We start from the raw sequence: 26,535 nt of genomic DNA on the forward strand, positions 1-26,535 counted from the left end.
GGGGAGGGAGGGAAGGAACCGATCTCCGTTAGCGAAGGGAAACCGACCGATGGGGGGAGTCTATCCTGGGTGCCACGCGGTTCCGTACTCTGTCACGCGACACGAAGTTTGCTCGCGAAATCGCGACACGAGTTTGATTCACAGTGACCAGATATTCACTATGGCCGGCCAGTGACGTCCAACGCCATGACCCGCTCGGGAGTGACCTCCCTGGCGGGTTTATGGCGAAGTTCGCGGCCCGAGGCGTCGGAGAACACCCATTCGTTGGTTTCCGGATCGAACGTCACGTAGAGGTCCTGCCCCTGGAACCTCTCCCCGACGTAGTAGGCCCGGTTGTAAATCGAGACGTACCCATTCTTGTTCACGCGTCGGACGCCCACGTAACCCGAGAGGTGGGTGGTGACGCGGTTCCAAACCCAAAGGTCGGGCTCCGACGGTTCCGAATAGGGCCGGCCCGAGTGCACGAGGCCCGGGTAATAGGCAAGGCGGCTCAGGCGCTCGCGGTAAGGGTAGACCTCGCGGTGCAGCCGATCCATCGCTTCCAGACGGGCTTGCAACTCCGTCGGCGATTGGCACGTTCCCGGCTCGCACCAGCGGTTGCCGGTCCCCTGCGATCGTTCCACGACGCCGTTCTCCTGGGGACGGCTCGGCGTGTTCCAGATCATGTCGACCCCCAGGCCGATCAGCCAGAACCCAAGTTCGGTCGGGAAATCCCCCTTTGAGCCCCAGGGCGAGCCGTTGTCGACCCGCATGTTCCCGGGCAAGCCCCACCGCGAAAAGGCACACCGCAATTGCCCCCGGACGCCTTCGGGTGGGACTTGATTCCATCTCCCTTGGGGGGAAAACCGCGGTCCGGAACACCGCGCCACTGCATTCATCAACGAGTCGAAGCCAACTCACTAAATCGCCTGTTGCGATTTTTATCAATTCCTTGGCGTCCATCTGCCAGGTCTGGTGCGGCACGGTCGCCCTGGCGGGGTTGTCCTTCGCCGGACGGCCCGCGGAGGCGGGGGCGAGGTCGGCCCGGAGGAGCCATCGTTGGAGGGTTCGCGCCGAGGGGACCGGTTCGTTCCACGTCTCATTCAGGAGGTGAATCCAGATCAACTCGGCCCCCCAAGCGGGGTGGTCGCGGCGGTATTGCAAGGCGGCGTTTCGCAGGTCCGAGGCCGACACCTCGGTGTCCGGTGTTCGGCGGTAATCCGGTTCGAGGCCCTCGACACCTCGTTCCCGGAATCGACGGATCAGACGCCGCACCGTCGGGCGTGACAGCGACAGTGCCTCGGCGATTTGACCGGGGGTCTGACCTTGCTCCCAGAGTCGGGTCACAATGCGCCGAACCGGAACAGGGATGGGGCGTGGCATGGTGCAACCTCGAGTTAGGATCGCCATGAGTACGGCCCCATCATACTGTACCGATGTGGACTCCGGATCAAACTCGTGTCGCGATTTCGCGAGCAAACTTCGTGTCGCGTGACATACTCGGAACCCGTGCGGGAACGCCTCGGCTCGTGGCGCACGGGTTCCGCGTAGCCCCCGGAAGGCATTCCTCATCGGCAATGGAGGGCGTCTCTTTTCTTCGCCAGCCGAAGGAGAGGGACGTCTCCTGCTGTCGGACAGGTTCCTGAAATCAAATGGGCGAGCGGTCCGCGAACAATCGCGCGGGTCGTGGTGTCATCAGCGAGAGCGGTCGGTCGCCTCACCTCGTTTCAAGAGCTTGAGCGTTGGAGGAGGATGCGGATGTTGATCCCTGCGGGAACAGATTCCGACAAGGAGGCCGTCGCGGCGCTCGCGCGCCGGCATGGCCTCACGCCGATCGGCGAGATCGAGCTGAACGACCTCGGCCTCGACTTCCGCGCGGCGTTCACCACCGACGAGGACGACACGGACTGGGTGCTCCGGATCCCTCGCCGCCCCGACGTCTGGCCGCGGGCCGAAAACGAGGCCCGGGTCCTGGCGCTCCTCAAGGGCCGGCTCCCGGTCGAGGTCCCCGACTGGCGAATCGTCACGCCGGAGCTGATCGCCTACCCGCGTCTGGCCGGCACGACCGCCGTGACCGTCGATCCGGCGACCAAGGAGCCCACCTGGAACATCGACAAGGACAACCCGGCCTTCGTGGCGAGCTTCGCCCGCACCCTCGCCGCGCTCCACGGCATCGATCCTGCCGAGGCCGCCGCGGCCGGCTTGCCGGTCTCGTCACCGGAGGAGGCCCGACGAGCCTTCGCCGCGGATCTTGACCGGGTGAAGCGCGAGATCGGCATCGGCGACAGCCTCTGGCACCGCTGGCGGACTTGGCTCGATGACGACGCGTCCTGGCCCCCGTTCACAACCCTGGTCCACGGCGACCTCCATGTCGGCCACGTCCTGGTCAACGAGACGTCCCACGCGACGGGCGTGCTGGACTGGACCGAAGCCGAGGTGAGTGACCCCGCCATCGACTTCATCTTCCATCTCATGGGGTTCGGCGAGCCCGGCCTCGAGCGTCTGCTCAACGAATACGAAGCGGCCGGCGGACGGACATGGCCGGGTATACGTCGCCACATCGGCGAAAGGCTCGCCGCCTTCCCCATCAAGTACGCCCTGTTCGCGCTCCTGAGCGGAGCGGACGAGCATCTCGCCGCGGTCCGGACCCAGCTCGGAGTCGACGGCGGATCGGCATGATCCTGATCCGCGATCGCAGCGGAGGTCTTTGCCGGCGATCCGCCGGTCGGTCGTCTCAGAGCTTCTTGAACAACGCCAACGCCTGATCCTCGAAGATCTGCTGCCATTCCGGCGCCAGGATGCAGTCACTATCTTCCTGAGCTCCACCCACGTTCTTGAGCTGTTCCGCGGTCGGCGCGTAATAGATATACCCATTGGTATAGCCCGCCACGAACGCAAGGTCGTGGGGCGCCTTCTTCTTGAGATTGAGCCCGATCTGCACGGTCAATTCCCCTGGAAACGTGACCAGGACGAAATCGCCAACCCTCAGCCCCACCATCTCGACGTCGATCGTTCGGCTTCCCGCGGCCACGTTGTCCGCCTGATGTTTCCGTAGCAAGGCCAGGTTCGTTTGCATTCGGGTGAGTTGCTCCATGACATAGATATTGTCAACATACGCCTTCATATTGCCGCGATTCTCGGCGTCGAGCTTGGTCAAGTCGTCCCGCTTCATCATCTTTTCGAGCAAGTAGCGGTGGGAGCTGTAGGAGGGAAACTCGCTGGACAGGTTGTACTTCACAGCCAACGGGATAAACGTCTTCAGATTCAGGCTTGTGCCTTGGAGGGACTGAAGCCTATTTTGCTGCTCGGCCTCCATCGAGCGGATGCGCTGGGCCACATCGGCTCGGGGCAGCCTGACAGTCTCATGGATGACTCGAAGGCGATCGTCGGCTTTGCACGGCACCTTCTTCAATGCCTGCAAGGTGCTCAGGCCCAACATGTTCCCGAGCGGTTCCGCATTCCGCGGACTGTTGACATCTTTATACGCAATCGGGTTGATGTCGCCGCCGCACCCCTGCAAGAACAGAGCGATCGTTCCCTCGCTCAAGTTGTCCTCGATCACTTGGGACGCAAAGCCGGTGAGATCGGCGGTATTTCCGCCGCTCGGAACCCCTTGGATCGGATGGCAGGCGAAGTTGTAGACGACCGCCAAGGTCCGCCCGTCGGTGCGATTGAGCCGGAGGATGCCGATTTCCGGATCCACCGGGCCAACCTGGGCGACCTCCTCATCCGGCGGCAGCGAGTACGCATGCCGGACGTCGATCTCCTTGCCGTTTTTGAGCTTGAGCCTGCGGTTCTCCATGATCCGATTCTCATGGCCAGCGCCGGCACCGACGTTGACCGGGACCAGGTTCTCCATCGCTTCCCGCACCGCCTGAAACGTCCGCTGGTCGACATCCGCGCAGACGACTCCATGACAGTGGCTGGCGTTGACCAGGACGCTCTCGGGCTTAATGTTGAGTTCCGTCTCGAGCCGCCCACGCACCTTGGCGAGATAGTCGTTCTTGATGTGCCCGATCTCGCCGATCGCCACGGCGTCGACGGTGATCATCACGGCCGTGGTGGTGTCATCCTTCAAGACCAGGGCTTTGACATACAACGGGTCATTGACCGGTCCGGCCTCCCGATTCGTGATGTCCACTTTCGCAACGCCCGCCCTGAGCGGCCCGGCAACCGCCGCGCCGGCTGGGAGAAAGCTGATGCCCCCCAGCATCGCCATGGAGATGGCCCACGGAAGCTTGGAGCAAGCTTGCCGCCTGCGAACGCGGAGAAGCCCCGTGATGCCAAACGTCCGAGCAGGACTTGAATTCATCATTGGTTTTTCCATTGCTCCAAACGGCCAGGTGATGTTTGGTCAGAAACACAAGGCCCCGAGATTGTAACGGGCCATGCAGTCTCGCACGAGCGTCAGCCGGTGAGCCTTCTCCTGGTTCGTCGGACGGTGGATTCAAGCGATCGGGGGAGTCCGAACCGTCACGGACTTGCCGATTTTCCCCCCCTTCGAAACCGAAACGGGGCGGGCGACCGAGGTGCGGATCGACCTGATCGGTCAATCGCTCTCTCGAACGCCACGCCCCGTCTCAAAGCGAGGAAGGGTTCCACGGACTGGGGGCGAGCGGGGTGGGAACGTTCGGCAGACCATCCGATACGACCCGACTCCCCGGCGCGAGCGCCGACGGAAACCGGGGGAAACCCGAGCGTTGGGGCCGGAACGGACCACGCGCCTCGAAGGGCGCGCACTCGAAGACCGGCCCACCGCGGGTCCGACACGCGGCCAGACCCCTCTCCAGGAAACAAACGGTGCGTTGTCAGTCGATCGGGGCGGCGCAGTGACCGCACGGAGGAACGCGGATTGAACGCTTCTTGCCTCATCGAAGGGCGGATCGGCAAGCTCGGTGGTCCAGGCAACGTCGAGAGCATCGAGTGCGATACCCTGATCCCCCGACGGCTCGACTGGGCCGAGCTCATGATCCAGCAACTCCGAAGACGCGGGAACGCTCGCTCCCGTGACCTCCACGAAATCATCAAAACCGTCTTCAACCTCGGCAACGACCTCGTCATTCTCATGAGAGGCCGGCGCCTCCTGACAGGCACCCTCGTCCACGTAGGTCTCATCTTGGTGCAACTCAAAGTCGGGTGAACGATCGGGTTCCGACAGAACGACTTCCTCCGGCGACGGTTGAGGACAAGCCTCGAGGTCGGGCGCAGAAAGGGCGACGTCGGTGACCGTGATCGACTCATCCTGGATCAACTCGTCGCAAGCGGCCGGCTCATCGAAGGTCGCAGAGCAACCCTCGAGTTCCGGACGGATCTCGGCGGCGAGTTCTCGAGGGACGGGCACCTCCAAAACCTCCTCGAATGAGCCAACAGGTTCCGACCAAGCAACCTCCTCCGACGACGACGGACAAAGCAAAGCTTCGGCGTCGGGCGACGAAGAAAGGGCGGCGTCGGAAATCGGCTCATCCTGGGAGCACTCGTCGTCGTAAGCCTCCGGCTCATCGAGGTTCGCGACGCAGTCCTCGAGTTCCGGACTGATCTCGACGGCGAATTCTTGAGGCCCAAGCTCCTCAGGCGGCAACACCGATTCCTCCTCCGGCGACGGGCAAAGCAAAGCTTCGGCGTCGGACGAAGAAAGGTCGGCGTTGTCGTTGATCGGCTCAGCGTCAACGAATTCGTCGTGAGTTGCCGGCGCATCGAAGATCGCAGGGCGATTCTCGAATTCCGAACGGACCTCATCAACGGCGAATTCTTGGGGAACAAGCTCCTCCACGTCCTCGGACGCCGACTGGGAAGCCGACGCAAGAGGAGGGGTGGATTCGCTTTCAGACAGGGCAAGGGCGGGTTCGGGTTGCATCTCCGTGTTCGTGCTCGGGCCTTCGACCCGGACGAACTTCCCTGGGCCGACCTGAATCCAGGTCGCGGACGCCGCGGCCGGTTCGACGACCGGTCCCCCCTTCGCCTTCCGCCCCCGACCCTTTCCCCGCTTGGTTTTCACCGCGACGGGATTGGGGTCGTTGCCTCCATCCGGTTCGGCCGCGATCTCGGAGGGCGAAGCAGCCGCCACGACCGGCTCGGCCTGAGATCGGAGACCGATCTCAGACTCGGACGGTTCGAGGAGACTTTCGACGTCGGAGACCTGCTGGGACCCTGGCTCGGGCAAGGCCGGCGCGGGATCGCGCGGACCTTGCGCGGGGGCGAGGATCCAGACCATCAGGATGAAGTAAGGGGGCACCAACCAAACCGAGACCGTAATGGCCAAGGCCAGGCTGGTCAAAACCATCAGGACGATCACCACCACCGGCCAGGCCCACGCGCGAACGCGGGACCCGAACCGAGGCTCGGTCGTCGCAGACAGGTTTGGGCTCGAGGATTGATCGTCGTGCCGCACGCGGAGCCGCTCCGGTCGGTCGGGCCACCAGGGAATTGGCGCCACCGCCAACCCGCCCACCGTGTGTATCGGAAGCTCCGCGCGAGCATCTTGGTGTTTTCCCGACGAACCGGGAGAGTCGAAACGTCAGAACTTCGGGCAGGGAAAGGGAGGAAAAATATTCCGAAAGGCCAAAGGGAAGCGGTCAAGAGTGACTTTTCCGCCTGCTCTCTTCTTGAGAGCCAAAGAACGTTCGCCCCTCCAGAGCCGCAAGACACAAACAAGTCTTCTCACGTCAATGACTTCACGGATGGGGCGCCCGCTGGAGGAGTCGGTCGGCCCCTTGGGCGCGGAGTTGCTCGGCGACCTGACGGCCCAGGCCATCGGGATCGTCGCGAGGGCCGGTCGCGGAGACGAAAATCCGTTCGAGGCCGTCGGGGTCGAAGACGGCGACGTCAAGGGCCATCAGGCCGTCGTCGGTGTCGCGGGCCCAGGCGGCCAGGGGGATCATGCAGCCCCCTTCGAGCTCGGCCAGGGTCCGGCGTTCGGCGATCACGGCGCGGCGGGTGCTGGGATCATTCAGGGGGGCGAGCAGCGTCTGGGTTGTCGCATCCGAGGCGCGGCATTCGATGCCGAGCGCCCCCTGCCCCACCGCCGGCAGGAACAGAGGAGGGCCAAGCCGTTGCGTGACCTGCCCCGCAAGTCCGAGCCGGCGCAGGCCGGCCTCGGCCAGGACCACGCCGTCGAGTGAACCACTCAAGGCCTGGTTCAAGCGGGTCTCGACGTTGCCTCGAATGCCGACAACCTGCAAGTCGGGCCGAGCGTGGAGGAGCTGGGCGCGGCGACGGAGCGAGCCGGTGCCAATCGTGGCCCCGGCCGGCAGCGCATCCAGGGTCCGGTGGACCGGGGCGATCAGGGCATCGGCCGCGTCCTCGCGCACCGGAACGGCCCCCAGGATCAGTTCCTCGGAACCTTGCGTCGGGAGATCCTTGAGGCTGTGGACCGCGATCTCGACGGTCGAGTCGAGCAAGGCCCGCTGAATTTCTTTGGTGAAGAGGCCGATTCCGCCGATCGCGGCCAGCGGGGAGTTGCGGTCGCGATCGCCTTGGGTCTTGATCTCGACGAGCTCGACGAGCAAGCCGGGATGGAGCGCGCGGAGCCGGGCGGACACCCACTCCGATTGCCAGCGGGCGAGCTGGCTCCCTCGGGTCCCAATTCGGATCGTGCCCGGACTCGGCCGAGCGCTCACAGTCGTATCGTCAATCGCCGTCATTTCAAAGGGATCCCTTCCGCTCGACCGATCACCAAGGCCACGACGCGTGCGGCCCCGGCGCGCTTCAACGCACGCGCCGCTGCGCCGCAGGTGGCGCCTGTCGTCAGGATATCATCGACCAGGAGCACGGTTCGACCCCCCAGCCCACGCGCCGCGCGACGGCGGACCTCGAAGGCGTCCCGCATCACCTTGGCCCGCTCTTTTCGGCCGGCAAAGGCGAGGTGGGGCGTCGACCGCACCCGGCGCAACGGGTGGGCCAGGCGGAGCGAGAGCCGTTTCGAGACCCCGCGCGCCAGCGCATCGGCCTGGTTATACCCGCGCTGCCACTGCCGCTTCCAATGGAGGGGAACCGGCACGACCCACGAATCCAGGGGCATTTGCTGGATCTCGGCGCGGGCGTCAACCAGCACCTGGGCGAGCCAGGGAGCGAGCCAGGCGTTCCGCTCGCGCTTTAAGAGGAGACAGAGGTCGCGGATCGTCCCCTCGTACGGTCCCAGGGCCATCGCCGCGTCGAACCCGAGGGACCGCCCACGGCACTCAGCGCAGCCCCCGACCCGGTTTGACCAGGGGCCCATTGGCATGGCACACCGCGCGCAGACCAAGCCCGAAGCGTTCAGGAGATCGTTCCGGCACGACGGGCAAAACGGGGAGTCCGCCCCTGGCTCTTCACAGATCGGGCAGACCCAGGGGAAAACCAGGGCTTCCATCGCCCGGCACCCCTCGACCATCCAGCGTTGAAGCTGTTGTCGCATGGCGAACACAGAGATCGTCAAGGCCCCCGCTGGCCGGTCCTCAGATAGGGCTCGAGCCGCTCCCGCAACTGATTTCGAGCCCGCGCCAGGAGCGACTTGATGGCGGCCTCGGACCGCCCCATCACCTCGGCGATCTCGGCGTAGCTCATCTCCTCGAACTTGTTGAGCAGGACCGCCACTTTCTGGTCCTCTCCCAGACCGTCGAGCGCCTCGCGGACGACATCCGAGAGCTCGACCTTGCGAAGCTGGGCCGAGGCGGTCGCTTCACGCCCCGGGACACGGTCGACCACGGGCCGGTTCTCCTGCGAACCCAGGCCCGCGTTACCGGTCGCGGCCGAAGGATTGCGGCCTTTTTCGCGGAGATGGTTCAACGCCAGGTTGTTGGCGATCGTGAACAGCCAGGTCGAGAATTTCGCACGCGGCCGATACCCCTTGCGGGCGCGATAGACCCGCAGGAAGACTTCCTGTGTCAGGTCCTCCGCCTCCTCACCGCGGCCGATCACGTGGACCATGATCCCGACCAGCCGGTGCTGGTAGCGTTCGACCAGCACCTCGAAGGCCCCCTGGACGTCGTCGCGCACCTGCAACATCAGCCGGACGTCGGGGTCACGAGCCTCCAACTGCTGTTCGAGGGTATCAGTGCTCACAACCCCATACCTCCCTCGATCGATCGCCTACGCCATAGCCGGACATCCGGTCGAACCGTCGTCTCATCGTACCAGAGGCGAGCGATCAAAGCCGATCAGGAAATCGCCACCACCGGACGATCTTCGAATCTTCGTCGCAGCTGGCCACACGCCGCGTCAATTTCGCGTCCCTTGGTCTTCCGAACACTGACGCTGATCCCGCGTGCCCGGACAATCGACACAAACTTCTGGATCGTCGATGGAAACGGCCGCTCATACGGCAGAGTTTCCACGGGATTGTAGGGGATCAGGTTAACGTGCGCCTTGCGGGCCTCGAGCAGGTTGGCCAGCGCCTGCGCATCTTCGATTCGATCGTTGATCCCACGCAACATGACATATTCAAACGTCACCTGCCGACCGCTATTCCGGAAGTAGGCGTCGGCCGCGTCCATCACGGCACCGAGCCCAACCTTTTCGTTGATCGGCACCAGCTCGTTCCGCAACGCTTCCGTGGGCGCGTGCAACGAAACGGCCAGGTGATACTGTCGGCCCAGCCCCGCCAGAACCATCATCTTCTCGGGCAGGCCCACCGTCGAAATGGTCACGCGCCGCTGCCCCAGGCCGAGCCCTTCCGGGGAGCAAATTCGGTCGAGGGCCGCGACCAGGTTGTCGAGATTCGCCAGGCTTTCGCCCATCCCCATGACCACCAGGTTGGTGATCGTCTCGTCGGGGGGCAAGAGGTTCCGGAGCCGAACCACCTGCTCCACCATCTCGCCCCGGGTCAGGTTTCGCTCGACCCCTTTGAGCCCGCTGGCGCAAAAAACGCAACCCATCCCGCAGCCGACTTGCGTGCTGATGCAGACCGTCCGGCGATCGCCCTCCGCCATCAAGACGCACTCGATCCGCCGGCCGTCCGCGCAGCCCAGCAAGAGCTTATCCGTACCGTCGGGCGCGACGTGATGATAGGCCACCTCGGTCCCGAACACCCCCCACTCGGCGTCGAGCTGCTCGCGCAACGCTTTCGGAAGATCCGACATGTGCGCAAACTGTTCGACGCGACGCTGAAAGACCCAGCGAAAAACTTGCCGGGCATGGAAGCCGGGAAACCCCCGCGCGACCATCCACTCCGCTAGCTCCGGAGCGGGCACTTCCAATAACGCTCGTTTCATCGTCGTCCGCGCACTTCTGGTATCAAGAAGAAGGTACTCCTCCGAAAGATCGACGATCGATCCTTGCGAAGCTCGAGACGCTCGCTCCCATCCATAATACGTCGAACATCAGAGACAAGTCTATCAAAGTCGTGGGTCTAAGAAACGATCTCGGTCCTTCTGAAGCCAGCGAATTCTCTGAGGCGAGCGAAAACGCTCGAGCAAACCAGAGCGCAATAAAAAACGCCCCGACCCTTCGATGAAGAAGGATCGGGGCGTTGCTGAAGGATTCCGGCGATCACCGACTTTCGCGCCAAAGGCACTATCATGGGCCTGACGGGCTTAACGGCCGTGTTCGGAATGGGAACGGGTGGGACCCCGTCAGTATGTTCGCCGGAAAAGCACTCGGCAAGCGATCAAGCCTGCCGAGCACGTGTCAGTCGTTCAGATTCGTGTGGTCATCACGCAAGCTCAAACCGCGGTTTTCGATGGGCATGACCAACCGTCTTCGTGTCTCTTCACGACGCGTGGTCCCCGTATTGGATGGGATCCGTCGCCGTGTGATCGATCGAATGCGATCGGTGAATGATGCAACCCTGATTCCAGTCCGTTTCGAGTCCCGATCAAGGGAGCCGGCGGACGGATCGGGGTGGTCAAGCGATCGGCTGTTAGGACCGGTCGGCTGCGGCGATCACTCGCCGTGCACTCCCGGCCTATCGACCTGGTCGTCTTCCAGGAGCCTTCGCACTTGCGTGCTGGAAACCTCGTCTTGAAGAGGGCTTCGCGCTTAGATGCCTTCAGCGCTTATCCTTTCCCGACCTAGCTACCCGGCGATGCCCCGAGCGGAACAGCCGGTACACCAGAGGTCGGTCCTCCCCAATCCTCTCGTACTAGGGGAGACCCTTCGCAAGTTTCCTACGCCCACGGCAGATAGGGACCGACCTGTCTCACGACGGTCTGAACCCAGCTCGCGTACCGCTTTCATTGGCGAACAGCCAAACCCTTGGGACCTTCTCCAGCCCCAGGATGCGATGAGCCGACATCGAGGTGCCAAACCTCCCCGCCGCTATGGACGCTCGGGGGAGATCAGCCTGTTATCCCCGGAGTACCTTTTATCTGTTGAGCGACGGCCTTTCCATCCAGCACCGCCGGATCACTAACGCCGACTTTCGTCCCTGCTCGACTGATGGGTCTCGCAGTCAGGCACCCTTCTACGTTTGCGCTCATGTTGCCAGATTGCCGACCTGGCCGAGGGTACCATTGCACTCCTCCGTTACTCTTTGGGAGGAGACCGCCCCAGTCAAACTGCCCGATGAGCATGGTCCCGGTCCGGGCTACGGACCGGTGAGGATCAGAGTCATTTCAGGGTGGTATTTCACCGATGGCTCCCCGACGGCTGGCGCCGCCGGATCACGGCCTCCCACCTATGCTACACAGAAAGGACGCTGACCCAATGCCAACCTGCAGTAAAGGTTCACGGGGTCTTTCCGTCTGACCGCGGGTACGTGGCATCTTCACCACGGCTACAGTTTCACCGGGTCCCTCGTGGAGACAGTGCTCCAGTCGTTACGCCATTCATGCAGGTCGGAACTTACCCGACAAGGAACTTCGCTACCTTAGGACCGTCATAGTTACGGCCGCCGTTTATCGGGGCTTCGGTCGCCAACTTCAGCTTACGCCTCATCGGCTCCCTTAACCTACCGACACCGAGCAGGCGTCAGACTCTATACGTCCTCTTGCGAGTTGGCAGAGTCCTGTGTTTTTGATAAACAGTCGCTAGAGCCGATTCTCTGCGGCTCTCCTTACGGAGAGCACCCCTTATACCGAAGGTACGGGGTCATTTTGCCGAGTTCCTTCACGAGGGTTCTCCCGAACGCCTTCGGATACTCGCCTAGCACACCTGTGTCGGATTGCGGTACGGGCCGGATGGTTCGTCCAGACAGGGCTTTTCGTGGCCGGCTTGGCATCAGGCTTCCAGATCGAATGCTGTCGGCCTTGCGGCACGGGGTATTCTAGCACCCCGACCTGACTGAAACCGGCGTCCTCTGTCGTTCAACCTTACCATCGGGTGGCGGAATATTAACCGTCTGTCCATCGGCTACGCCCTTGGGCCTCGCCTTAGGTCCCGACTGACCCTGGGCGGATTGACCTTCCCCAGGAAACCTTGTGCTTTCGGCGGACAGGCTTCCCACCTGTCTTGTCGTTACTCGTTCCGGCATTCGCACTCGCCCACGCTCCACAGATCGTTTCCATTCTGCTTCGTTGCGGTGGGCGACGCTCTCCTACCATCAGTTTTTAACCTGATCCGCGACTGCGGCACGACGCTTAGTCCCCGTCATTTTCGGCGCGGGATGGCTCGACCGGTAAGCTGTTACGCACTTTTGAAATGATGGCTGCTTCTAAGCCAACATCCCGGCTGTCACCGCGATCCCACTTCCTTTGCCACTGAGCGTCGATTTGGGGGCCTTGGTCGGCGGTCTGGGTTGTTTCCCTTTTGAACGTGAAGCTTATCCCCCACGTTCTGACTCCCGGGGTCCGTCACGCGGTATTCGGAGTTGGGTTTCGGAGGGTAGGCGGGAAGCCCCCCTACCGAATTCCGTCGCTCTACCCCCGCGTGATATGTCCCGAGGCTGGCCCTAAAGCCATTTCGGAGAGAACGAGCTATCTCCAGGTTTGATAAGACTTTCACTCCTCCCCACGGGTCCTCCCCCAGTTTTTCAACACTGGTGGGTTCGGTCCTCCACGACCGGTTAGGGTCGCTTCAACCTGCCCATGGGTAGTTCACCTGGTTTCGCGTCTACTGCACCCGACTATGGCGCCCGATGAAGACTCGCTTTCGCTACGGCTCCCCCCCTGAAGGGGTTAACCTGGGGCCGGATACAGTAACTCGCCGGATCATTATGCAAAAGGCACGCGGTCACGCGGTCCGAAGACATCGCGCTCCCACCGCTTGTAGGCACGGGGTTTCAGGTTCAGTCTCCTCCCCTAATCGGGGTTCTTCCCACCGTTCGGTCGCCCTACTGGGTTCGCTATCGGTCGTCATCGAGTGCTTAGCCTTGCGGGATGGTCCCCGCCGATTCAGGCCGGGTTTCACGTGCCCGACCCTACTCGGGTACCGAAGAGGGGAGGTTGCATCGTCGCTTACGGGGCTATCACCCGCTCTGGCGCTCCGTTCCAGGAGACTTCAGCTGACGCTCACTCATCCCATGTTATCGGCCCCACGACCCCGAGTGGTGTCCCACTCGGTTTAGGCTGATCCCCGTTCGCTCGCCGCTACTGAGGGAGTCTCGGTTGATTTCCTTTCCTCCGGGTACTGAGATGTTTCAGTTCCCCGGGTCTCTACAGGCATTCCAGGATCGACGTTCGTTGGGCAACTCCCCTGGACTTATCGCAGCCTTCCACGCCTGTCTCTCTGATGACGCCTAGGCATCCCCCCCGTGCCCTTAGGAGCTTGACCACGCCGATCCGGACGCCGCGGTTTCCCGAAAGAAACTCGACTGCCAGACTGGCGAGGGGTCAGTCCCCGATCTCTCTTCGATCGAGTGCCCAGCGTCTCGCGACGCAGGAATCACTCTCACTTGGGTAACGATCCCAATGTGAGGTCGGTTGCTTCGCAGCAAGCGACTCTCACGCATCCGTAAGGGTTCCACTGTATTGTGGAGAGATTCTTCTACTTTGGTCTGCCACGACCACTTCGTTTGCGGTTCTCACTTGCGTGATCTAACCACCGAATTGGAAAAGAGCTGACCGAACTCCCACGACGGACCCGCAAGACCGAAGCCTTGAAGTTCCCTCCTGAGAATCCGCACTGGCCGCTGGCCAGGGGGCGAGACCGCGTACGGTCCCGCCCCGCACCCAGCAGTGCAAAGCAAACGGAAGAAAGCGAAAGGACCCCTCGGATGAGGGGTCCCCTCCCTGGTCGATCGTGTGTGTGGTTCGAGAACCTTGGTGGGAAGCCGGCGTAAATACCATCTGATCAAGGAGCCGGTGCCGATGCGGCCCTTCTTGAATCGGTTCCATCGCCGAAGCGATGTTCCACGATCCTCAGAGCCGAGATTTTCTAAGAAAAATCCTTAGAAAGGAGGTGATCCAACCGCAGGTTCCCCTACGGTTACCTTGTTACGACTTAGTCCCCATCACGGGTTTCATCTTCGGCGCCTGCCTTGCGGCTCCGGCGACTTCGGATGCCCCCCGCTTTGGTGGCTTGACGGGCGGTGTGTACAAGGCTCAGGAACACATTCACCGCGGCATGCTGATCCGCGATTACTAGCGATTCCAGCTTCATGCGGGCGGGTTGCAGCCCGCAATCCGAACTGAGGAACGGTTTTTGCGATTAGCGTGACTTTGCAGCCTAGCAACGCTCTGTCCGCCCCATTGTAGTACGTGTGCAGCCCCAAGCATAAGGGCCATGAGGACTTGACGTCATCCCCGCCTTCCTCCGGCTTAACGCCGGCGGTCTGTCTAGAGTTCCCACCGTTACGTGCTGGCAACTAGACACAGGGGTTTCGCTCGTTAGGGGACTTAACCCAACACCTCACGGCACGAGCTGACGACAGCCATGCAGCACCTGTGCACGTTGTACCTTGCGGCCTCACCGACGTTTCCGCCGGCTAATCCGTGCATGTCAAGCCTGGGATAAGGTTTTGCGCGTAGCCTCGAATTAAGCCACATACTCCACCGCTTGTGTGAGCCCCCGTCAATTCCTTTGAGTTTCAGCCTTGCGACCATACTCCCCAGGCGGGGTACTTCACGGTTTCCCTACGACAGGGAGCCCATCGGCGAGCCCCCTATCCAGTACCCATCGTTTACGGCCAGGACTACCGGGGTATCTAATCCCGTTCGCTCCCCTGGCTTTCGCGTCTCAGCGTCAGTAGGCATCCAGGACCTCGCTTTCGCCACGGGCGTTCCTTCCGATCTCAACGCATTTCACCGCTCCACCGGAAGTTCCAGGTCCCCCTATGCCCCTCCAGACTCGTCGTATCCGCGCCCCTTCCCCGGTTGAGCCGGGGGATTTCAGCGACAGACGCACGAACCCGCCTACACGCGCTTTAAGCCCAATGATTCCGAATAACGTTCGCACGGTTCGTCTTACCGCGGCTGCTGGCACGAACTTAGCCCGTGCTTCCTCCAGGGATCAATCAAGGCCTTGCGACCCTTTTTCCCCCTCGACAGGAGTTTACAACCCGAAGGCCTTCATCCTCCACGCGGCGTCGCTCGGTCAGGCTTGCGCCCATTGCCGAAGATTCTCGACTGCAGCCTCCCGTAGGAGTCTGGGCAGTGTCTCAGTCCCAGTGTGCCGGGCCACGCTCGCACGCCCGGTAGGCATCGCAGCCTTGGTGGGCCATTACCCCGCCAACAAGCTAATACCACGACAGCCCGTCCCAAGACGCCGAAGCTTTGGCAAAACACCGATGCCGGTGTCGTTGCGTCGCTGGGGATTACCCGCGGTTTCCCGCGGCTATACCCAATCTTGGGGTTGGTTACCGTCGCCTTACTCACCCTTGCGCCACTGGCCTTGCGGCCCGTTCGACTTGCATGCCTAATCCACGCCGCCAACGTTCATTCTGAGCCAGGATCAAACCCTTCGAGATTGGTCGGTTCGTTTGCTCCGAAAAGCAAAAGATCCGGTCCTCACCTTCCAAAGGGTTGAGGAATTTGCTAACTGGTCGCAGCTCGAGGGCACCGGGGCAAGCCCCTGCTCCCTCGTGCTGTTGGCTGTTGGGTCCGTCTCCGTCGCGATTCGACCTCCAACCAAACGGGGTCGAGACGACTCAAACGGCTCCACGCCGGCTTCCCTCAAAGGTTCTCTTCAACCACAAGAACCACGATCGACCGGATTGTCAAAGAACGAAGTTGCTATCGATGCGATTGGCCGGAGCGACTTGCCTGTGAAGGCGTGTCACGCCGGCCGACCCTACCGACAACATCGCGGCCCGCTGTCTTGGTCGTCGGTTTCCCGCCGCCAGGTCAGCCGGCCGTTTCGTTGTCACCCGTGGTGACACAGGCGACAAGGGAGATAATAGCAGGTTGGTTCCGAAGGTCAACACTCCACTGCCGAATCGCTCGCTTTTTCGCGAACCGAAGTCGACGACCACGTGTCAGGCCGCCTCGCATACGCGCGTGGCCAAAAGCATGTCCGCTCTCCTGTAGGGTGGGCACGGCCCACCAGGTTTCGCCCCTGAACCTGGAAAGCCCGCCCCGCACGGACAAGCCGCTGGTCTCCAGCCCTCGTTATCAGGGTGCCCAACGGCAATCCCCAAGCATGGATTCAAACCGTCGGCTTCTCGAGGAGCGGACGCCCCCCCTACCCTCTTCGGTACAACCTGGTGGGCCGTGCCCACCCTACAAGAGGGCGTGGGCCATGCAAGTAGGCGTGGGCCATTGCAAGAAGAGGGCGTGGGCCATATCGCTTCGGTTCGTTCCAATCGAAATCCGATGCAGGTCGACCTACAGCAGGCAGGGGAGAAATGCCGAACCCATATAGAGACGGTCCTCCGAAGACGGCAATGGATGCCGGCACCTTCGGGTGGGAACCAGACTGGCGGGGCAAGACGCCCTGCCCGCACCGACGGATCGACCTAGGCAGGGCCGAACGCCCTGCTCCACAGACGGAACGACATTGGCGGGGCCGGACGCCCTGCCTGCACAGACGGATCGACACAAGACAGGGCCAGGCGACTGGCCTGATGGGGAGACGGAGCGCCACCGGCGGGGGTCGGACCCCTGGCCGCCTCGTATTCGGCGATTCTGAACAAAACCGCACAAGCCGGACCGGCCCCCCGGGCCGGCCCAGGCGGTCGCACCGACACGGATCCGCCAGCTTCGCCTTAACGGCAAGGCTGACGTAGCCGGGATACGGCCCACAGAGCGTTCCTTTAATGATTTGTTACCCCAAACCCGGGTTTTCCCCAGAGCCCGCAATTCGCAAAGTCCAGGTGGAGTTGTTAACCAAACCAGTCGATAACGATCGCTAGGCAGCACTGGTTTGGATTCGCGTTCAAAAGCGATCGAATACGTTCGATCCTGAACGAGAGTTTCGGGGAGCGGAGGAGTCGTCTTGCCCGTCGCCATGCCCACCCAAACTGACTGGGTTAAGAGCGTTCTGTTCGACCGGGGCTACCTGGCTCGGATACGAGGCGACGCGATCAAGGTGTATCTGGTGATGCTTGAGATTTGCGGGGGCGAGCCGGACAAGAACGTGACGATCAGCCTTAGCCAGCTGATGAAGCGAACGCGGCTGTCTTGCCCCACGGTGATCGAGGGACTGTCGCGGCTGGAGAGTCTGGGGCTTGTGGTCTCGACGACCCATGAGCGCGGCAAGGTGAAGACCTACTACGTCTCTGATCCCCCCGTGAGTCTGACCGAGTGATTGCGTTTCGCCGCTTTGTTGCGACTTCAACTTTGGTACGTCGGCTCCGGGAGGGTGCCCGCAGGTCATGGCCCCTTACTTCTTTCGCGTCGAGCACGACCTCTTGCGGTCCGAGTCGTTCAAAGCCCTCGGGGGCTCGGCGATCAAGGTCTACCTCACGATCGGGCTCTATTCCGACTTCGGGTCGGACTGGGCTTACCCCAGCATCCGGACCATTGCCGCCCAGGCAGGGCTGAGTCGTCAGACCGTCCTGGCCGCCATTGAGGAACTGACGCGCCGAGGCCTGCTCGCCGCCAGCAAGTCGAAAGGGCGATCGACGGCTTATAAGATCATGCGACAGGCCCCGCCGGAGCGCCCGCCGGCCAAAACCACCAAGCGAGCTGAAAACCTGCCTGCCACTGGTCCAACTCTTTTAGAGGGGACCCCCAAAACTGGCCTATTTTCTTTAGACCTCCCCCCGGAAACTGGTCCAAATTCTTTCGAGGCGTTGGCCCAATTCCTCGGCCCGGCTGGCCCCGAGGCTGGGCCCAAACAAGAACAAGGATCAAGAGAAGACACGACAAGCATCCCGATTCCGGGAACACCCTTCCGTTTGTCTGCCGCCGGACGGCTTCTTGTTGCTGTGGATTTGCAGGAACTGCTGACAAATCAGGGAATCCCGAAGCAGTTGGCCGGTCGCCTGGCCGCGCAGAAGGAACCGGAGGACGTCGCGAAGGTCCTCTTGAATGCCTTTTACCTTCAAAGCCAGGGCAAACTGCAAAATGGCCCCGGCTATATTCGCGCCGGGCTCGAGGATGGGTACGACCTCTTACCTCAGGTCGCCAACAAACTCGAAACCCGACGGCGCGAGCTGGAAAACCGGCTTCGCACCGTGGAAACCCAGCGCGAGCAGCGGCGTGAAGAGGAGTCGCGGGTGGCCGAAGAGGCGGCGATCAATCTCGTGATCGAAAGCCTGCGACCGCAAGAATTGCGCGAGTTGATCGCGCAGGCCGTGGCCTCATTGCCGGAGCCGATCGTGCGCCGGAACCCGACCCTCACCAACCCCTTCCTGCGGGCCAAAGTGTACGAACTGGCCTGCGGCGAACCCCTGTCCTAAACCCATATCGGCAAGTGGTTTACGCGCGATCAACAGGTCGCGCACTTGCCCGAGCATTCGCCCCTCGGTGCGCGCGCGGCGCACGTGTTGCGGCAAATAAGCGCCGTCCATCGGACAACTGATCCGCCGCTCCGGCAGGAACCCGGCGGCGACCAGGGCGGCATAGCCATAAAAGGCATGATCGAGATAGCCATGCCCCGCGGGCAGGTCTTTTTCGGTCTGGTTCGCCACCAAAAGTGCGAGGTAGCCGCCGGGGCGGATCGTGGCAAATGCATGCCGCGCCAACTGGTTCAAAAAGTCGACCCAGGCGGCAAACGGCGCCGTCGCGATCCCCTCGGCGCCGTACTGCCGCGCCTGCATCGTATGGTAGGGCGGGTCGCAGAAAATGAGGTCGCATCCGCTCGTTTCGGGCGGAAAGCCGTTCTTTACGTCGCGTTCCTGGACGTCCGGGCGTACGGAGTGGATGTCGTACGCAAGACAGCGGCGTCCCATTGATTCGCAGACGTCGATCACGGTGCCGCCGCCGGCCATCGGGTCAACGACGAGGGCATTCGGTGTCGTGTAATAATGCAAGGTGTGGGCGACGATTGCCGGCGGGATCGCTCCCGGATGGGGGACGCCGAAGCCGTGGTCGTGTTTGAACGCCCAGACGTCGTACGGGGTGGGTCGAAATCCGGCGGCGAACCGGTCGCGCCGCCTTAGGTCTTTATAAGCGGCATGGATCGTCTTGGTCCCGGCGTCGAGTCGGGTGAGGCTGGCGACCGCGCGGGCGTCCCCCTCCTTCGCGGTCTTCCAGATCGCCCGCGCCTGGCGGTAGAGGTCCTTGCCCCCGAGACCGATCGCCCGGGCGAGAGTTGAGTCGCTACGACCCGGCCGATCGTCGGAATTCCGACAGTCGGTGGTTTCGCCATTGTCGGAGGCCTCGTCCTGGAACTGGCGAAGGTTCGCCAGCCGCCGCCGGCGGGCCGCGGCGGTCTGCAACTCTTCGTGCGCGTCCGCCTCGCGCATCATCTGGGTGAACGTTTTTCGCCGCTGGCGGTTATATTCAAGGATCGCCAGGTCCCGGGCGGCCCGCGACGGGTAGGACTTAATCTCGCAGGGGACCTCGGTCAGCCCGAGCGCACGGGCGCAGGCGAGTCGGCGGTGGCCGGAAACCAGCTCCCAGGTCGATCCTTCGTGAACGACGGCCAGGGGGACCAGGATTCCCTGGGTGCGAACGCTCTCGATGAGGTCGTCAATTTCGCCCGCTGGGTCGCCGTAAATCGAGATGCTTAAAGGGTTTGCCCGGATTTCTTCGGGGGCGACCAGGCGGATGGCCGGGGTGGGTGTCAAGGTGGAAGGCATGGCCGGGGCGTCCTTGTCCTCAGCAATTCCTCGTGAAGATCGGGCGTATCAGTCGCCGATCCCTTTAGGGTTGATGGGGCAACCTAGCAGGACCCCTAAGGTCTGTCTATAACGGTTTCCGGCGTGGCGAGGGCTGGTCCGTCGCCTGATTCTGGGATAGGCGCGCCAACGATTCTGTGGAGAATGCCGAGGCATTAAATGGGGACCATGGATGGTCTCCTAGGCCTGTCTCCGCGGTCGGCAAGGAGGCTACGTTCATGTCGTCCATGCGGCAGGATCCGTCTCATCGGCCGGGGCCGGTGGGTCGGACCAGGGGGCCCTCTTCCGGAGAGGGTTCGAGGCGGGAGTGTGGTGCCTGGCTCTCGGTGGTCGTGCCGGCCAAGAACGAGGCGGCCGGTTTGCCGCAACTGGTCGAGGAAATCGCGCGGGCGTTGCGGCCGCTCTGCAGCCCGGCGGCAGCAGCAACGGCGGCGGGTGCGCGGCTCGCCGGCTTCGAGATCATGATTATTGATGACGGGTCCACCGACTCGACCCCCGAGGTCCTCGAGGGGCTCGGGGAGGCCTATCCCGAGCTTCGGCCGGTCCGGCTGGCGAGGAACGTGGGGCAGTCGGCGGCGACTGCGGCCGGGTTCCGCGAGGCTCGGGGCGACTGGCTGGCGACCCTCGACGCCGACCTCCAGAACGACCCGGCCGACCTCGCGGCGCTCTGGCAGGCGCTGCCCGGCCATGACGCCGCGCTCGGCTGGCGGGTCAAGCGTGAGGACGTCTGGTCGAAGCGGATCATCAGTCGATGGGCCAACCGGATCCGCAACGCGGTCCTCGGCCAGTCGATTCGCGACACCGGCTGCTCGGTCCGGATTTTCCCGAGAGACATGGCCTTACGGCTGCCGATGTTCTATGGCGCGCATCGGTTCCTCGGCCCCTTGCTGCTTCGCGAAGGCTGCCGGATCGTGCAGGTGCCGGTGACTCATCGTCCGAGGCCGCACGGCGAGTCGCACTACAACCTTTGGAACCGGTCGCTTCGGGTCGTGATCGACCTGTTCGGCGTCGCCTGGTTGATGAGGCGCTCGGTGCGCTATGAGCTGGCCGCGACCGTTGCGGACGACGCGCTTTCTCCTTCTCCCCCTGCCCCGCTTTCCCCGGCCCGACGTGGTGTCGGTCAGGAGCTTTGAACGATGTCGGACCTGTCGCGCCTCTTTTCCGACCTCTGGAGCGTGTTGTGGGGCATGTCGCTCTGGGTCAAGATCGGCTTCCTGGGGCAGGCTGCGTTCACGGCGCGGTTCCTCGTGCAGTGGGTGGCCTCCGAGAAGAAGAAGGCCTCGGTCGTGCCGGTCGCCTTCTGGTGGCTGAGCATTATCGGCGGCCTGGTCCTGCTCGCCTACGCCATCCATAACCGCGATCCGGTCATCATCGTCGGCCAGGCGACGGGCTTGCTGGTCTACATCAGGAACCTGATGCTCGTCCAACGCGCCCGGTCCCGGGGGGCCAAGCGAACGAAAAAGGACCAGAAGGATCAGGGCGAGCCCGCCGAGCTGGAGTCGACGACTCGCCCGCATCGGGTCGATTCCGCCGCCAAGAAGATCCCTTGGTCGTGAATTGAGGACTGAACGCCCCTCACCCGGCCGGGGCCACCGGGTCCTGAGCGGGTTGCGCCTCGGGGGCAAGCCCGAGGAGTTGCTCGACGGCCAGGCCGATGTTCTCCGCACGCATCAAGGACTCGCCGACGAGGATGGCCGAGACACCGGCGGCTTCGAGCCGCTCGACGTCCGCGTGGGTCCGGATCCCGCTCTCGCTGACCAGGAGCACGTCGGGGGGGATCTGGGGGCGGAGTCGCAAGGTCAGGTCGAGGTCGGTGACGAACCGGCGGAGGTCGCGGTTGTTGATCCCGACCAGGTCGGCTCCCGAGGCGAGCACGCGCGGCAGGTTGGCCTCTTCGTGGAACTCGACCAGGGCGGCCATGCCCAGGCCTCGAGCGCGGGCGAGCAACTGCGCCATCGTCTCATCGTCGAGGATCTCGGCGATCAAGAGGATCGCGTCGGCCCCGGCGAGCCGGGCCTCGACGACCTGGTACTCGTCGATGATGAAATCCTTGCGGAGCAACGGGATCGCGACCGAGGCTCGGATCCGCGCGAGGTAGGACAGATGCCCCTGGAAATAAGGGACGTCGGTCAAGACGCTGAGACAGGCCGCCCCATGCCCTTGGTAAGCGCGGGCGATGGCGATCGGGTCGAAGTCGGCCCGGATCACCTTGGCCGAAGGACTCGCCTTCTTGACCTCGGCGATCAACTGGATCGGCCCGGGTCCGGCCAGTGCCGCGCGGAAATCGCGGACCGGCGGGGCTGAGGCGGCCTGGTCCTCCATCTCCTGGAGCGGCATTCGGAGCCGGGCCGCGGCCACCTCACGCCGCTTGGATGCGACGATTTCGTCGAGGATCGATTCCGCCACGGCGGTTTTCCCTTTCCCTATTTTCTTTTCTTCTCGGTTTTCGGCCACTTCGGTTGTCGTGGCGCATCCCCTTTGATCGGCAGCCAGCCGGCTGTCGATTCTACCGTAGGAGAGTCGAACGTCGCGACTCCCCTTCGCTTTACCGGCATTTTCGGAGCGGAGGCTTCGATCTTTCCCTTGTGGCGTCCGCGTCGGTTATCATAATGTTGAAGAATCGCTAAACCGGGTCGGGTTCGCTACGGAAGTCAAATGAGGACAGGAGAGTCAGACCAATGCTGACGTTGTTCGGTTCAGGGCACCGGTATTGCGATGGGGTCTCTCGGCGCTCGTTTCTCAAGATCGGCGGCCTGGCGATGGGTGGGCTCAGCCTGCCCGAGTTGCTCCGGGCCGAGGCGCGGGGGGCTTCCGGTGGCTCGTCGAACAAGTCGGTCATCATGGTCTACCTGACGGGCGGCCTGGCGCATCAGGACACGTTCGACCTCAAGCCCGACGCGCCTGAAGGGATCCGAGGCGAGTTCAAGCCGATCGCGACCCGGGTCCCCGGGATCGAGGTGGGCGAGCTTCTGCCCAGGATGGCCGCCTCGATTGACAAGGTGGCCGTGCTTCGCTCGATCGTCGGCCTCCGCGACGAGCACTCCAGCTTCCAGAACATCACCGGCTACCCGATGGACGTCAGCCAGCGCGAGGGGAAGCCGCACTTCGGGTCGGTGGTCTCCAAGGTTCAAGGCCCGCGCAACGCCGTCGTGCCGCCGTTCATCGACCTCTTCCCGACGATGCAGCACCGGCCCTACAACACGCCGGGGCCCGGCCACCTGGGCCTGATTCATGGCGCCGCGCGCATGGATGGAGACGACCTCGCCTTGCTCAAGCAGACCGAGGTCGCGCCCGCTCGGTTCGCGGGGCGCAAGCAGCTCCTCACCCAGTTCGACCAGTTTCGTCGTGAGGTGGACACGGTCCAGGTCGGGGGCATGGAGAGCGTCTACCGCCGCGCGTTCGATGTGCTGGCCACGAGCCGCGTGGCGCAGGCGCTCGACGTCGAGCGGGAAGACCCGAAGCTGCGCGATCGCTACGGGATCGGCTCGTCCAAGCACCTCGGCGACGGCGCCCCGATGTGGAACGACCAGCTCTTGATCGCCCGCCGCCTGGTCGAGGCCGGGGCCCGCTGTGTGACCGTGGCTTACGGCTTCTGGGACACGCATGGAAATAATTTCGGTCACTTGCGCAATCATCTCCCGCTGTTCGATCAGGGGATTTCGGCTCTGGTTGAAGATATCTACGCCCGTGGTCTGGATCAGGATGTGACGGTCGTCGTGTGGGGCGAGTTCGGCCGGTCCCCCAAGATCAACAAGGACGCCGGCCGCGACCACTGGGCGCCTGTGAATGGGGCGTTGATGGCCGGCGGCGGGATGAAGGTCGGCCAGGTGATCGGCTCGACCGACAAGCTGGGCGGGGCGGCGGCGAGCCACCCGATTCATTACCATGACGTCCTGGCGACCGTCTACCACAACCTCGGCATTAACCCGCACTCGTTCGTTCAGGACAAGTCGGGCCGGCCGATCCCGATCCTTCCGGGGACGGCGACGCCGATCGCGGAACTTGTCTGAGCGACGGGGGGCCTGAGTTGTCGCCTGGAGATATCTCTACACCGTTCGGTGCTTCGGCTGAACCCGGAGCCGCGTGGGCTGGAGCGAGAAACACGAAGAGCCGGGAGACTGCCCAAGCAGTCACCCGGCTCTTTGATTTTTGGAGACTGTCGCCAGGATACCGGGATCTCATTCCCACGCTCTTCGTAGGAACGAGTTTCGCCCGCGAATTTCGGACTCCGGGGCAGACAGACGGCCCGGTTTCCTTGAGACAGACTCGATTTTTGTGGATGTATGATCAAGCGGTGTTCGTTTGCGTGTTTTGTGTAAAAAAGTTCTCATTGAATAGGGTGAGTCCGCCGATGGTGTGTGTTCGGGGGATCGCTGAGCCACGCTTCGCTGGCCGCCATCCGGTGCCGTGGGCGACTTCCTTGGCGGACAGCAGGGTGTTCTCTCGAAATCTTTCGTTGAGTAACACCCCGTCATGCCTTTTTTTTGTTCATTTAGAGAGATCGATCGGGAGTTCGGAGGCCGTCACATCCTTGACGGAAAGGTCCCCAAACACGGCCCGTTGTTTCTCTGTTCCTTTCGCGATGTACCAGCCGAGGATCCGGTCGGCCTGGCCGAGCTTGGCCCCCGCGCCGACATAGTGGAAGGACTCGGGCTCGGCGTGGTCTTCCACGAATTGGAGGACCGGCGACCGGTGGATCTCGCGGGTGAGGTATTTGTCGTGGAGTCGGATCAGCTCCTGTTCGACGAGGGTTTGGTCGGCCGGTGTCTTGAGGCTGGCCGCGTTGAACTTCGCCTGGTCGAATGCCGCGTAAGGCGAGTCCGGGAAAAGGCCGTCGTTGAACCGCGCGGCGGCCCCAAGGTATGCGATCATTTCCTCCTCGGTGATGGTGGGCTTGGCGAGGGCCTGGTACGCGTAGCCGGCCGGAGGATCGAGGCTGAAATCCGCCGCGTCGAGCTTGGGGTCCAGGACCATCTCGTGTTCCCGGTAGGCGACGGGGAAACTCGAAGAGAAGAGCTTCTCGGCGGCCTGGTTTCGTTCCGGTGCGGTCTCAAGATCGAAGCGGTTCTCATTGGGGATCCAGATGGCGACCAGCCGCTTCGAGTTCAGGTCGAAGAAGAAGTCGTGGAGCGCGTATCCCTGGTCATCACCTCGATCGATCATGGCCCGGACGACGTTCGTTTCGGTCTTGTCGATTTCCTTGCGCCCCTGGAGTGAGATGGATTTGACGCGTAGGGCTTTGGCGACCAAGCGGTCGCGGAGCGCCTCGCCGACCCAGGCGAACGGCCCGCGGAGGTCGAGTCGGCCTACCGGGGCTTTCAAAACCGCTTTCTTGTCCTTGAGGTCGAGCACCAGCATTCGCCCCACCCGGGCGTCGCTGATCTCGACGATCCGAGGCTGGTTCGCTTCGTCCAGGAGGGTCTCGCGGTACTGGCCCGGGTGCCGGTAGGCGTGGAGCCGGCGTTCCGGCTGGAGCCAGGTCCGCTTACCGTCAGCGCTCGTCACGCGCGAATAATAGGTGGTGGTCCAGGTCAGGGTCTTGGGGGCGTCGACCCCCGGGATGGTGCCGGCGAAGGCGTTGCGTCCGACCGTTCCCTCGGAGCGGAAGAGGGCGAGGCCGAACAGGGCGAGGAGCAGTGACGCGGCAATCCACCTCGAACGGGTCATGACGGTTCTCCGGCAGGAAAGCAATCGGGGTGTGGGAGGCTTCGAAGAGTCGATGGCGTATCGGGCTCGCCAGGCGTCAAAGTCCGGTTGCGGCGGCGGGCCCAGGGCCGCTCGGAGCTGATCTTCCCAGCCCTCGTCGTGAAGCGAAGTGTTCATGTCTTGGCTCCTGATGAGTCATGGGCGTCGAGAATTTTGGCCAGTTTGCCCCGCGCCCGCTGGAGGCGTCCGTGGATGCTCTGGACGGAGAGGTCGAGCGCCTGGCCGATCTCGTCGTATGACAGACCGCTGAAGTAATGGAGTAAGACGATCTCGCGCGAGGTCTCCTCAAGGCATTGCAAGGCGTCCTGAACCTGCAGCCGGAGATCGGAATCGCACGCGGGTTTGGGGGCGTCAGGCAACGGCTCGTGGGTTGGCCGGTGGGCGTCCAATCGCGAAGCCGTTCGTCGGCAGATCGTTCCCAGCCACTGGGGGAACCGGTGGCGGTCCCGCAACGTGGGCAGGGTCCGCCAGGCGATCGCAAACGTCTCCTGCGCTGCGTCTTCCGCCAGGTGGTGGTCCGCCAACCGGGCGCGAGCGATCCCCACCGCCATGCGATAATGACGCTCGTACAGCAGGCCAAAACTGGTCAGGTCTCCCTGACAGGCGGCCGCGACGAGTTCCGCGTCGGGACGATGCACGGGGGATTCCATCTCCTTGTTGAACCGAGCGAAGTCAACACGGCCGCTGTTGGGTTAGTGCATCGAACGGGTGGGAAATGAGCGCGGAGTTGTTGGCGATCTTTGCGCGCGGTCGATCGCGACTTGACGGGTTCGGGGGCGGGCCGAGGTCGTCGTTCCCAGGGGTGAACGCTTACGATGTCCGCGGTTCGACTCAGG

17 protein-coding genes, 3 rRNA genes and 2 pseudogenes are annotated in these 26,535 nt (G+C 63.1%); 7 read left to right on the plus strand and 15 right to left on the minus strand.

What is annotated here, in order from left to right; translation table 11 throughout:
* Window positions 1-158: 158 nt before the first annotated feature.
* Together BUS42_RS45370 and BUS42_RS46665 are read right to left on the minus strand one after the other, a co-directional pair.
* Window positions 159-752 carry a hypothetical protein gene (locus tag BUS42_RS45370; RefSeq protein ID WP_254053243.1) on the minus strand — a complete coding sequence of 198 codons (594 nt, stop codon included), beginning with the start codon at window positions 750-752 and terminating at the stop codon, window positions 159-161.
* A 289-nt stretch (window positions 753-1,041) separates the two neighbouring features.
* Window positions 1,042-1,551, minus strand: a pseudogene (locus tag BUS42_RS46665) (helix-turn-helix domain-containing protein); the annotation flags it as partial.
* Window positions 1,552-1,737: 186 nt separating this feature from the next.
* Here BUS42_RS46665 and BUS42_RS25605 point away from each other — a divergent pair.
* A complete protein-coding gene (locus tag BUS42_RS25605) occupies window positions 1,738-2,658 on the plus strand; it encodes a macrolide 2'-phosphotransferase (protein ID WP_074311783.1) in 921 nt (306 codons plus the stop codon).
* Between the two features lie 55 nt (window positions 2,659-2,713).
* Here BUS42_RS25605 and BUS42_RS25610 read toward each other — a convergent pair whose 3' ends face one another.
* The 9 genes from BUS42_RS25610 to BUS42_RS25650 all read right to left on the minus strand — a co-directional run bounded on the left by BUS42_RS25610 (window position 2,714) and on the right by BUS42_RS25650 (window position 15,736).
* Window positions 2,714-4,294, minus strand: a complete 1,581-nt coding sequence (locus BUS42_RS25610) for a hypothetical protein (RefSeq protein ID WP_254053791.1) — start codon at window positions 4,292-4,294, stop codon at window positions 2,714-2,716.
* A gap of 234 nt (window positions 4,295-4,528) precedes the next feature.
* Entirely contained in the window at window positions 4,529-6,367 is a 1,839-nt protein-coding gene (locus tag BUS42_RS25615) for a hypothetical protein (RefSeq protein WP_143206506.1), read from the minus strand.
* 283 nt (window positions 6,368-6,650) lie between these two features.
* A complete protein-coding gene (gene hemC, locus BUS42_RS25620; RefSeq protein ID WP_074311787.1) occupies window positions 6,651-7,619 on the minus strand; it encodes a hydroxymethylbilane synthase in 969 nt (322 codons plus the stop codon).
* On the minus strand, window positions 7,616-8,371 hold the full coding sequence (locus BUS42_RS25625; protein WP_254053792.1) for a ComF family protein: 756 nt from the start codon (window positions 8,369-8,371) through the stop codon (window positions 7,616-7,618). The genes hemC and BUS42_RS25625 overlap by 4 nt, the downstream gene beginning before the upstream one ends.
* 17 nt (window positions 8,372-8,388) lie before the next feature.
* Entirely contained in the window at window positions 8,389-9,018 is a 630-nt protein-coding gene (locus tag BUS42_RS25630) for an RNA polymerase sigma factor (protein WP_074311789.1), read from the minus strand.
* Between the two features lie 95 nt (window positions 9,019-9,113).
* Window positions 9,114-10,166: a dual-specificity RNA methyltransferase RlmN gene (rlmN, locus tag BUS42_RS25635; RefSeq protein ID WP_074311791.1), complete on the minus strand. Its 1,053-nt coding sequence runs from the start codon at window positions 10,164-10,166 to the stop codon at window positions 9,114-9,116.
* A 268-nt stretch (window positions 10,167-10,434) separates the two neighbouring features.
* Window positions 10,435-10,543, minus strand: a 5S ribosomal RNA gene (gene rrf / locus BUS42_RS25640).
* A gap of 251 nt (window positions 10,544-10,794) precedes the next feature.
* Window positions 10,795-13,602: ribosomal RNA gene (locus tag BUS42_RS25645) — 23S ribosomal RNA — on the minus strand.
* Between the two features lie 620 nt (window positions 13,603-14,222).
* Window positions 14,223-15,736, minus strand: a 16S ribosomal RNA gene (locus BUS42_RS25650).
* The 16S, 23S and 5S rRNA genes sit together here, the layout of an rRNA operon.
* Window positions 15,737-17,202: 1,466 nt before the next feature.
* Here BUS42_RS25650 and BUS42_RS25655 point away from each other — a divergent pair.
* The 3 genes and pseudogenes from BUS42_RS25655 to BUS42_RS45375 all read left to right on the plus strand — a co-directional run bounded on the left by BUS42_RS25655 (window position 17,203) and on the right by BUS42_RS45375 (window position 18,610).
* Window positions 17,203-17,514, plus strand: coding sequence for a helix-turn-helix domain-containing protein (locus tag BUS42_RS25655; protein WP_254053793.1), 312 nt, complete (start codon window positions 17,203-17,205; stop codon window positions 17,512-17,514).
* Between the two features lie 67 nt (window positions 17,515-17,581).
* Window positions 17,582-17,791: pseudogene (locus BUS42_RS46670) on the plus strand (helix-turn-helix domain-containing protein); the annotation flags it as partial.
* Window positions 17,792-18,001: 210 nt separating this feature from the next.
* Entirely contained in the window at window positions 18,002-18,610 is a 609-nt protein-coding gene (locus BUS42_RS45375) for a hypothetical protein (RefSeq protein WP_254053794.1), read from the plus strand.
* On the opposite strand, the gene BUS42_RS25665 is transcribed toward BUS42_RS45375, so the two are convergent.
* Window positions 18,512-19,954, minus strand: a complete 1,443-nt coding sequence (locus BUS42_RS25665; protein ID WP_074311796.1) for a DNA methyltransferase — start codon at window positions 19,952-19,954, stop codon at window positions 18,512-18,514. The two genes, BUS42_RS45375 and BUS42_RS25665, sit on opposite strands and share 99 nt — an antisense overlap.
* Window positions 19,955-20,211: 257 nt before the next feature.
* Between BUS42_RS25665 and BUS42_RS25670 the strand changes: the two genes are divergently transcribed.
* A complete protein-coding gene (locus tag BUS42_RS25670) occupies window positions 20,212-21,126 on the plus strand; it encodes a glycosyltransferase family 2 protein (protein ID WP_074311798.1) in 915 nt (304 codons plus the stop codon).
* Between the two features lie 3 nt (window positions 21,127-21,129).
* Window positions 21,130-21,549, plus strand: a complete 420-nt coding sequence (locus BUS42_RS25675) for a lipid-A-disaccharide synthase N-terminal domain-containing protein (RefSeq protein ID WP_074311800.1) — start codon at window positions 21,130-21,132, stop codon at window positions 21,547-21,549.
* 19 nt (window positions 21,550-21,568) lie between these two features.
* Here BUS42_RS25675 and trpC read toward each other — a convergent pair whose 3' ends face one another.
* Complete coding sequence (trpC, locus tag BUS42_RS25680) at window positions 21,569-22,399, minus strand: indole-3-glycerol phosphate synthase TrpC (protein WP_074311802.1); 831 nt, start codon at window positions 22,397-22,399, stop codon at window positions 21,569-21,571.
* Between the two features lie 272 nt (window positions 22,400-22,671).
* On the opposite strand from trpC, the gene BUS42_RS25685 reads away from it, so the two are divergent.
* Window positions 22,672-24,003, plus strand: a complete 1,332-nt coding sequence (locus BUS42_RS25685) for a DUF1501 domain-containing protein (protein WP_074311804.1) — start codon at window positions 22,672-22,674, stop codon at window positions 24,001-24,003.
* A gap of 478 nt (window positions 24,004-24,481) precedes the next feature.
* On the opposite strand, the gene BUS42_RS25690 is transcribed toward BUS42_RS25685, so the two are convergent.
* On the minus strand, window positions 24,482-25,660 hold the full coding sequence (locus BUS42_RS25690) for a hypothetical protein (RefSeq protein ID WP_143206507.1): 1,179 nt from the start codon (window positions 25,658-25,660) through the stop codon (window positions 24,482-24,484).
* Window positions 25,661-25,812: 152 nt separating this feature from the next.
* Window positions 25,813-26,337, minus strand: a complete 525-nt coding sequence (locus BUS42_RS25695; protein ID WP_159452295.1) for an RNA polymerase sigma factor — start codon at window positions 26,335-26,337, stop codon at window positions 25,813-25,815.
* Window positions 26,338-26,535 lie beyond the last annotated feature (198 nt).

This window comes from Singulisphaera sp. GP187, from assembly GCF_900129635.1.
GTDB lineage: Bacteria > Planctomycetota > Planctomycetia > Isosphaerales > Isosphaeraceae > Singulisphaera.

Excerpts from the sequence above, each read along its gene's own strand:
- BUS42_RS45370 (WP_254053243.1), bottom strand. The coding sequence starts at position 752 with ATGCGGGTCGACAACGGCTCGCCCTGGGGCTCAAAGGGGGATTTCCCG.
- BUS42_RS25605 (WP_074311783.1), top strand. The coding sequence starts at position 1,738 with ATGTTGATCCCTGCGGGAACAGATTCCGACAAGGAGGCCGTCGCGGCG.
- BUS42_RS25610 (WP_254053791.1), bottom strand. The coding sequence starts at position 4,294 with ATGATGAATTCAAGTCCTGCTCGGACGTTTGGCATCACGGGGCTTCTC.
- hemC (WP_074311787.1), bottom strand. The coding sequence starts at position 7,619 with ATGACGGCGATTGACGATACGACTGTGAGCGCTCGGCCGAGTCCGGGC.
- BUS42_RS25625 (WP_254053792.1), bottom strand. The coding sequence starts at position 8,371 with ATGCGACAACAGCTTCAACGCTGGATGGTCGAGGGGTGCCGGGCGATG.
- rlmN (WP_074311791.1), bottom strand. The coding sequence starts at position 10,166 with ATGAAACGAGCGTTATTGGAAGTGCCCGCTCCGGAGCTAGCGGAGTGG.
- BUS42_RS25665 (WP_074311796.1), bottom strand. The coding sequence starts at position 19,954 with ATGCCTTCCACCTTGACACCCACCCCGGCCATCCGCCTGGTCGCCCCC.
- BUS42_RS25670 (WP_074311798.1), top strand. The coding sequence starts at position 20,212 with ATGTCGTCCATGCGGCAGGATCCGTCTCATCGGCCGGGGCCGGTGGGT.
- BUS42_RS25675 (WP_074311800.1), top strand. The coding sequence starts at position 21,130 with ATGTCGGACCTGTCGCGCCTCTTTTCCGACCTCTGGAGCGTGTTGTGG.
- BUS42_RS25685 (WP_074311804.1), top strand. The coding sequence starts at position 22,672 with ATGCTGACGTTGTTCGGTTCAGGGCACCGGTATTGCGATGGGGTCTCT.
- BUS42_RS25690 (WP_143206507.1), bottom strand. The coding sequence starts at position 25,660 with ATGACCCGTTCGAGGTGGATTGCCGCGTCACTGCTCCTCGCCCTGTTC.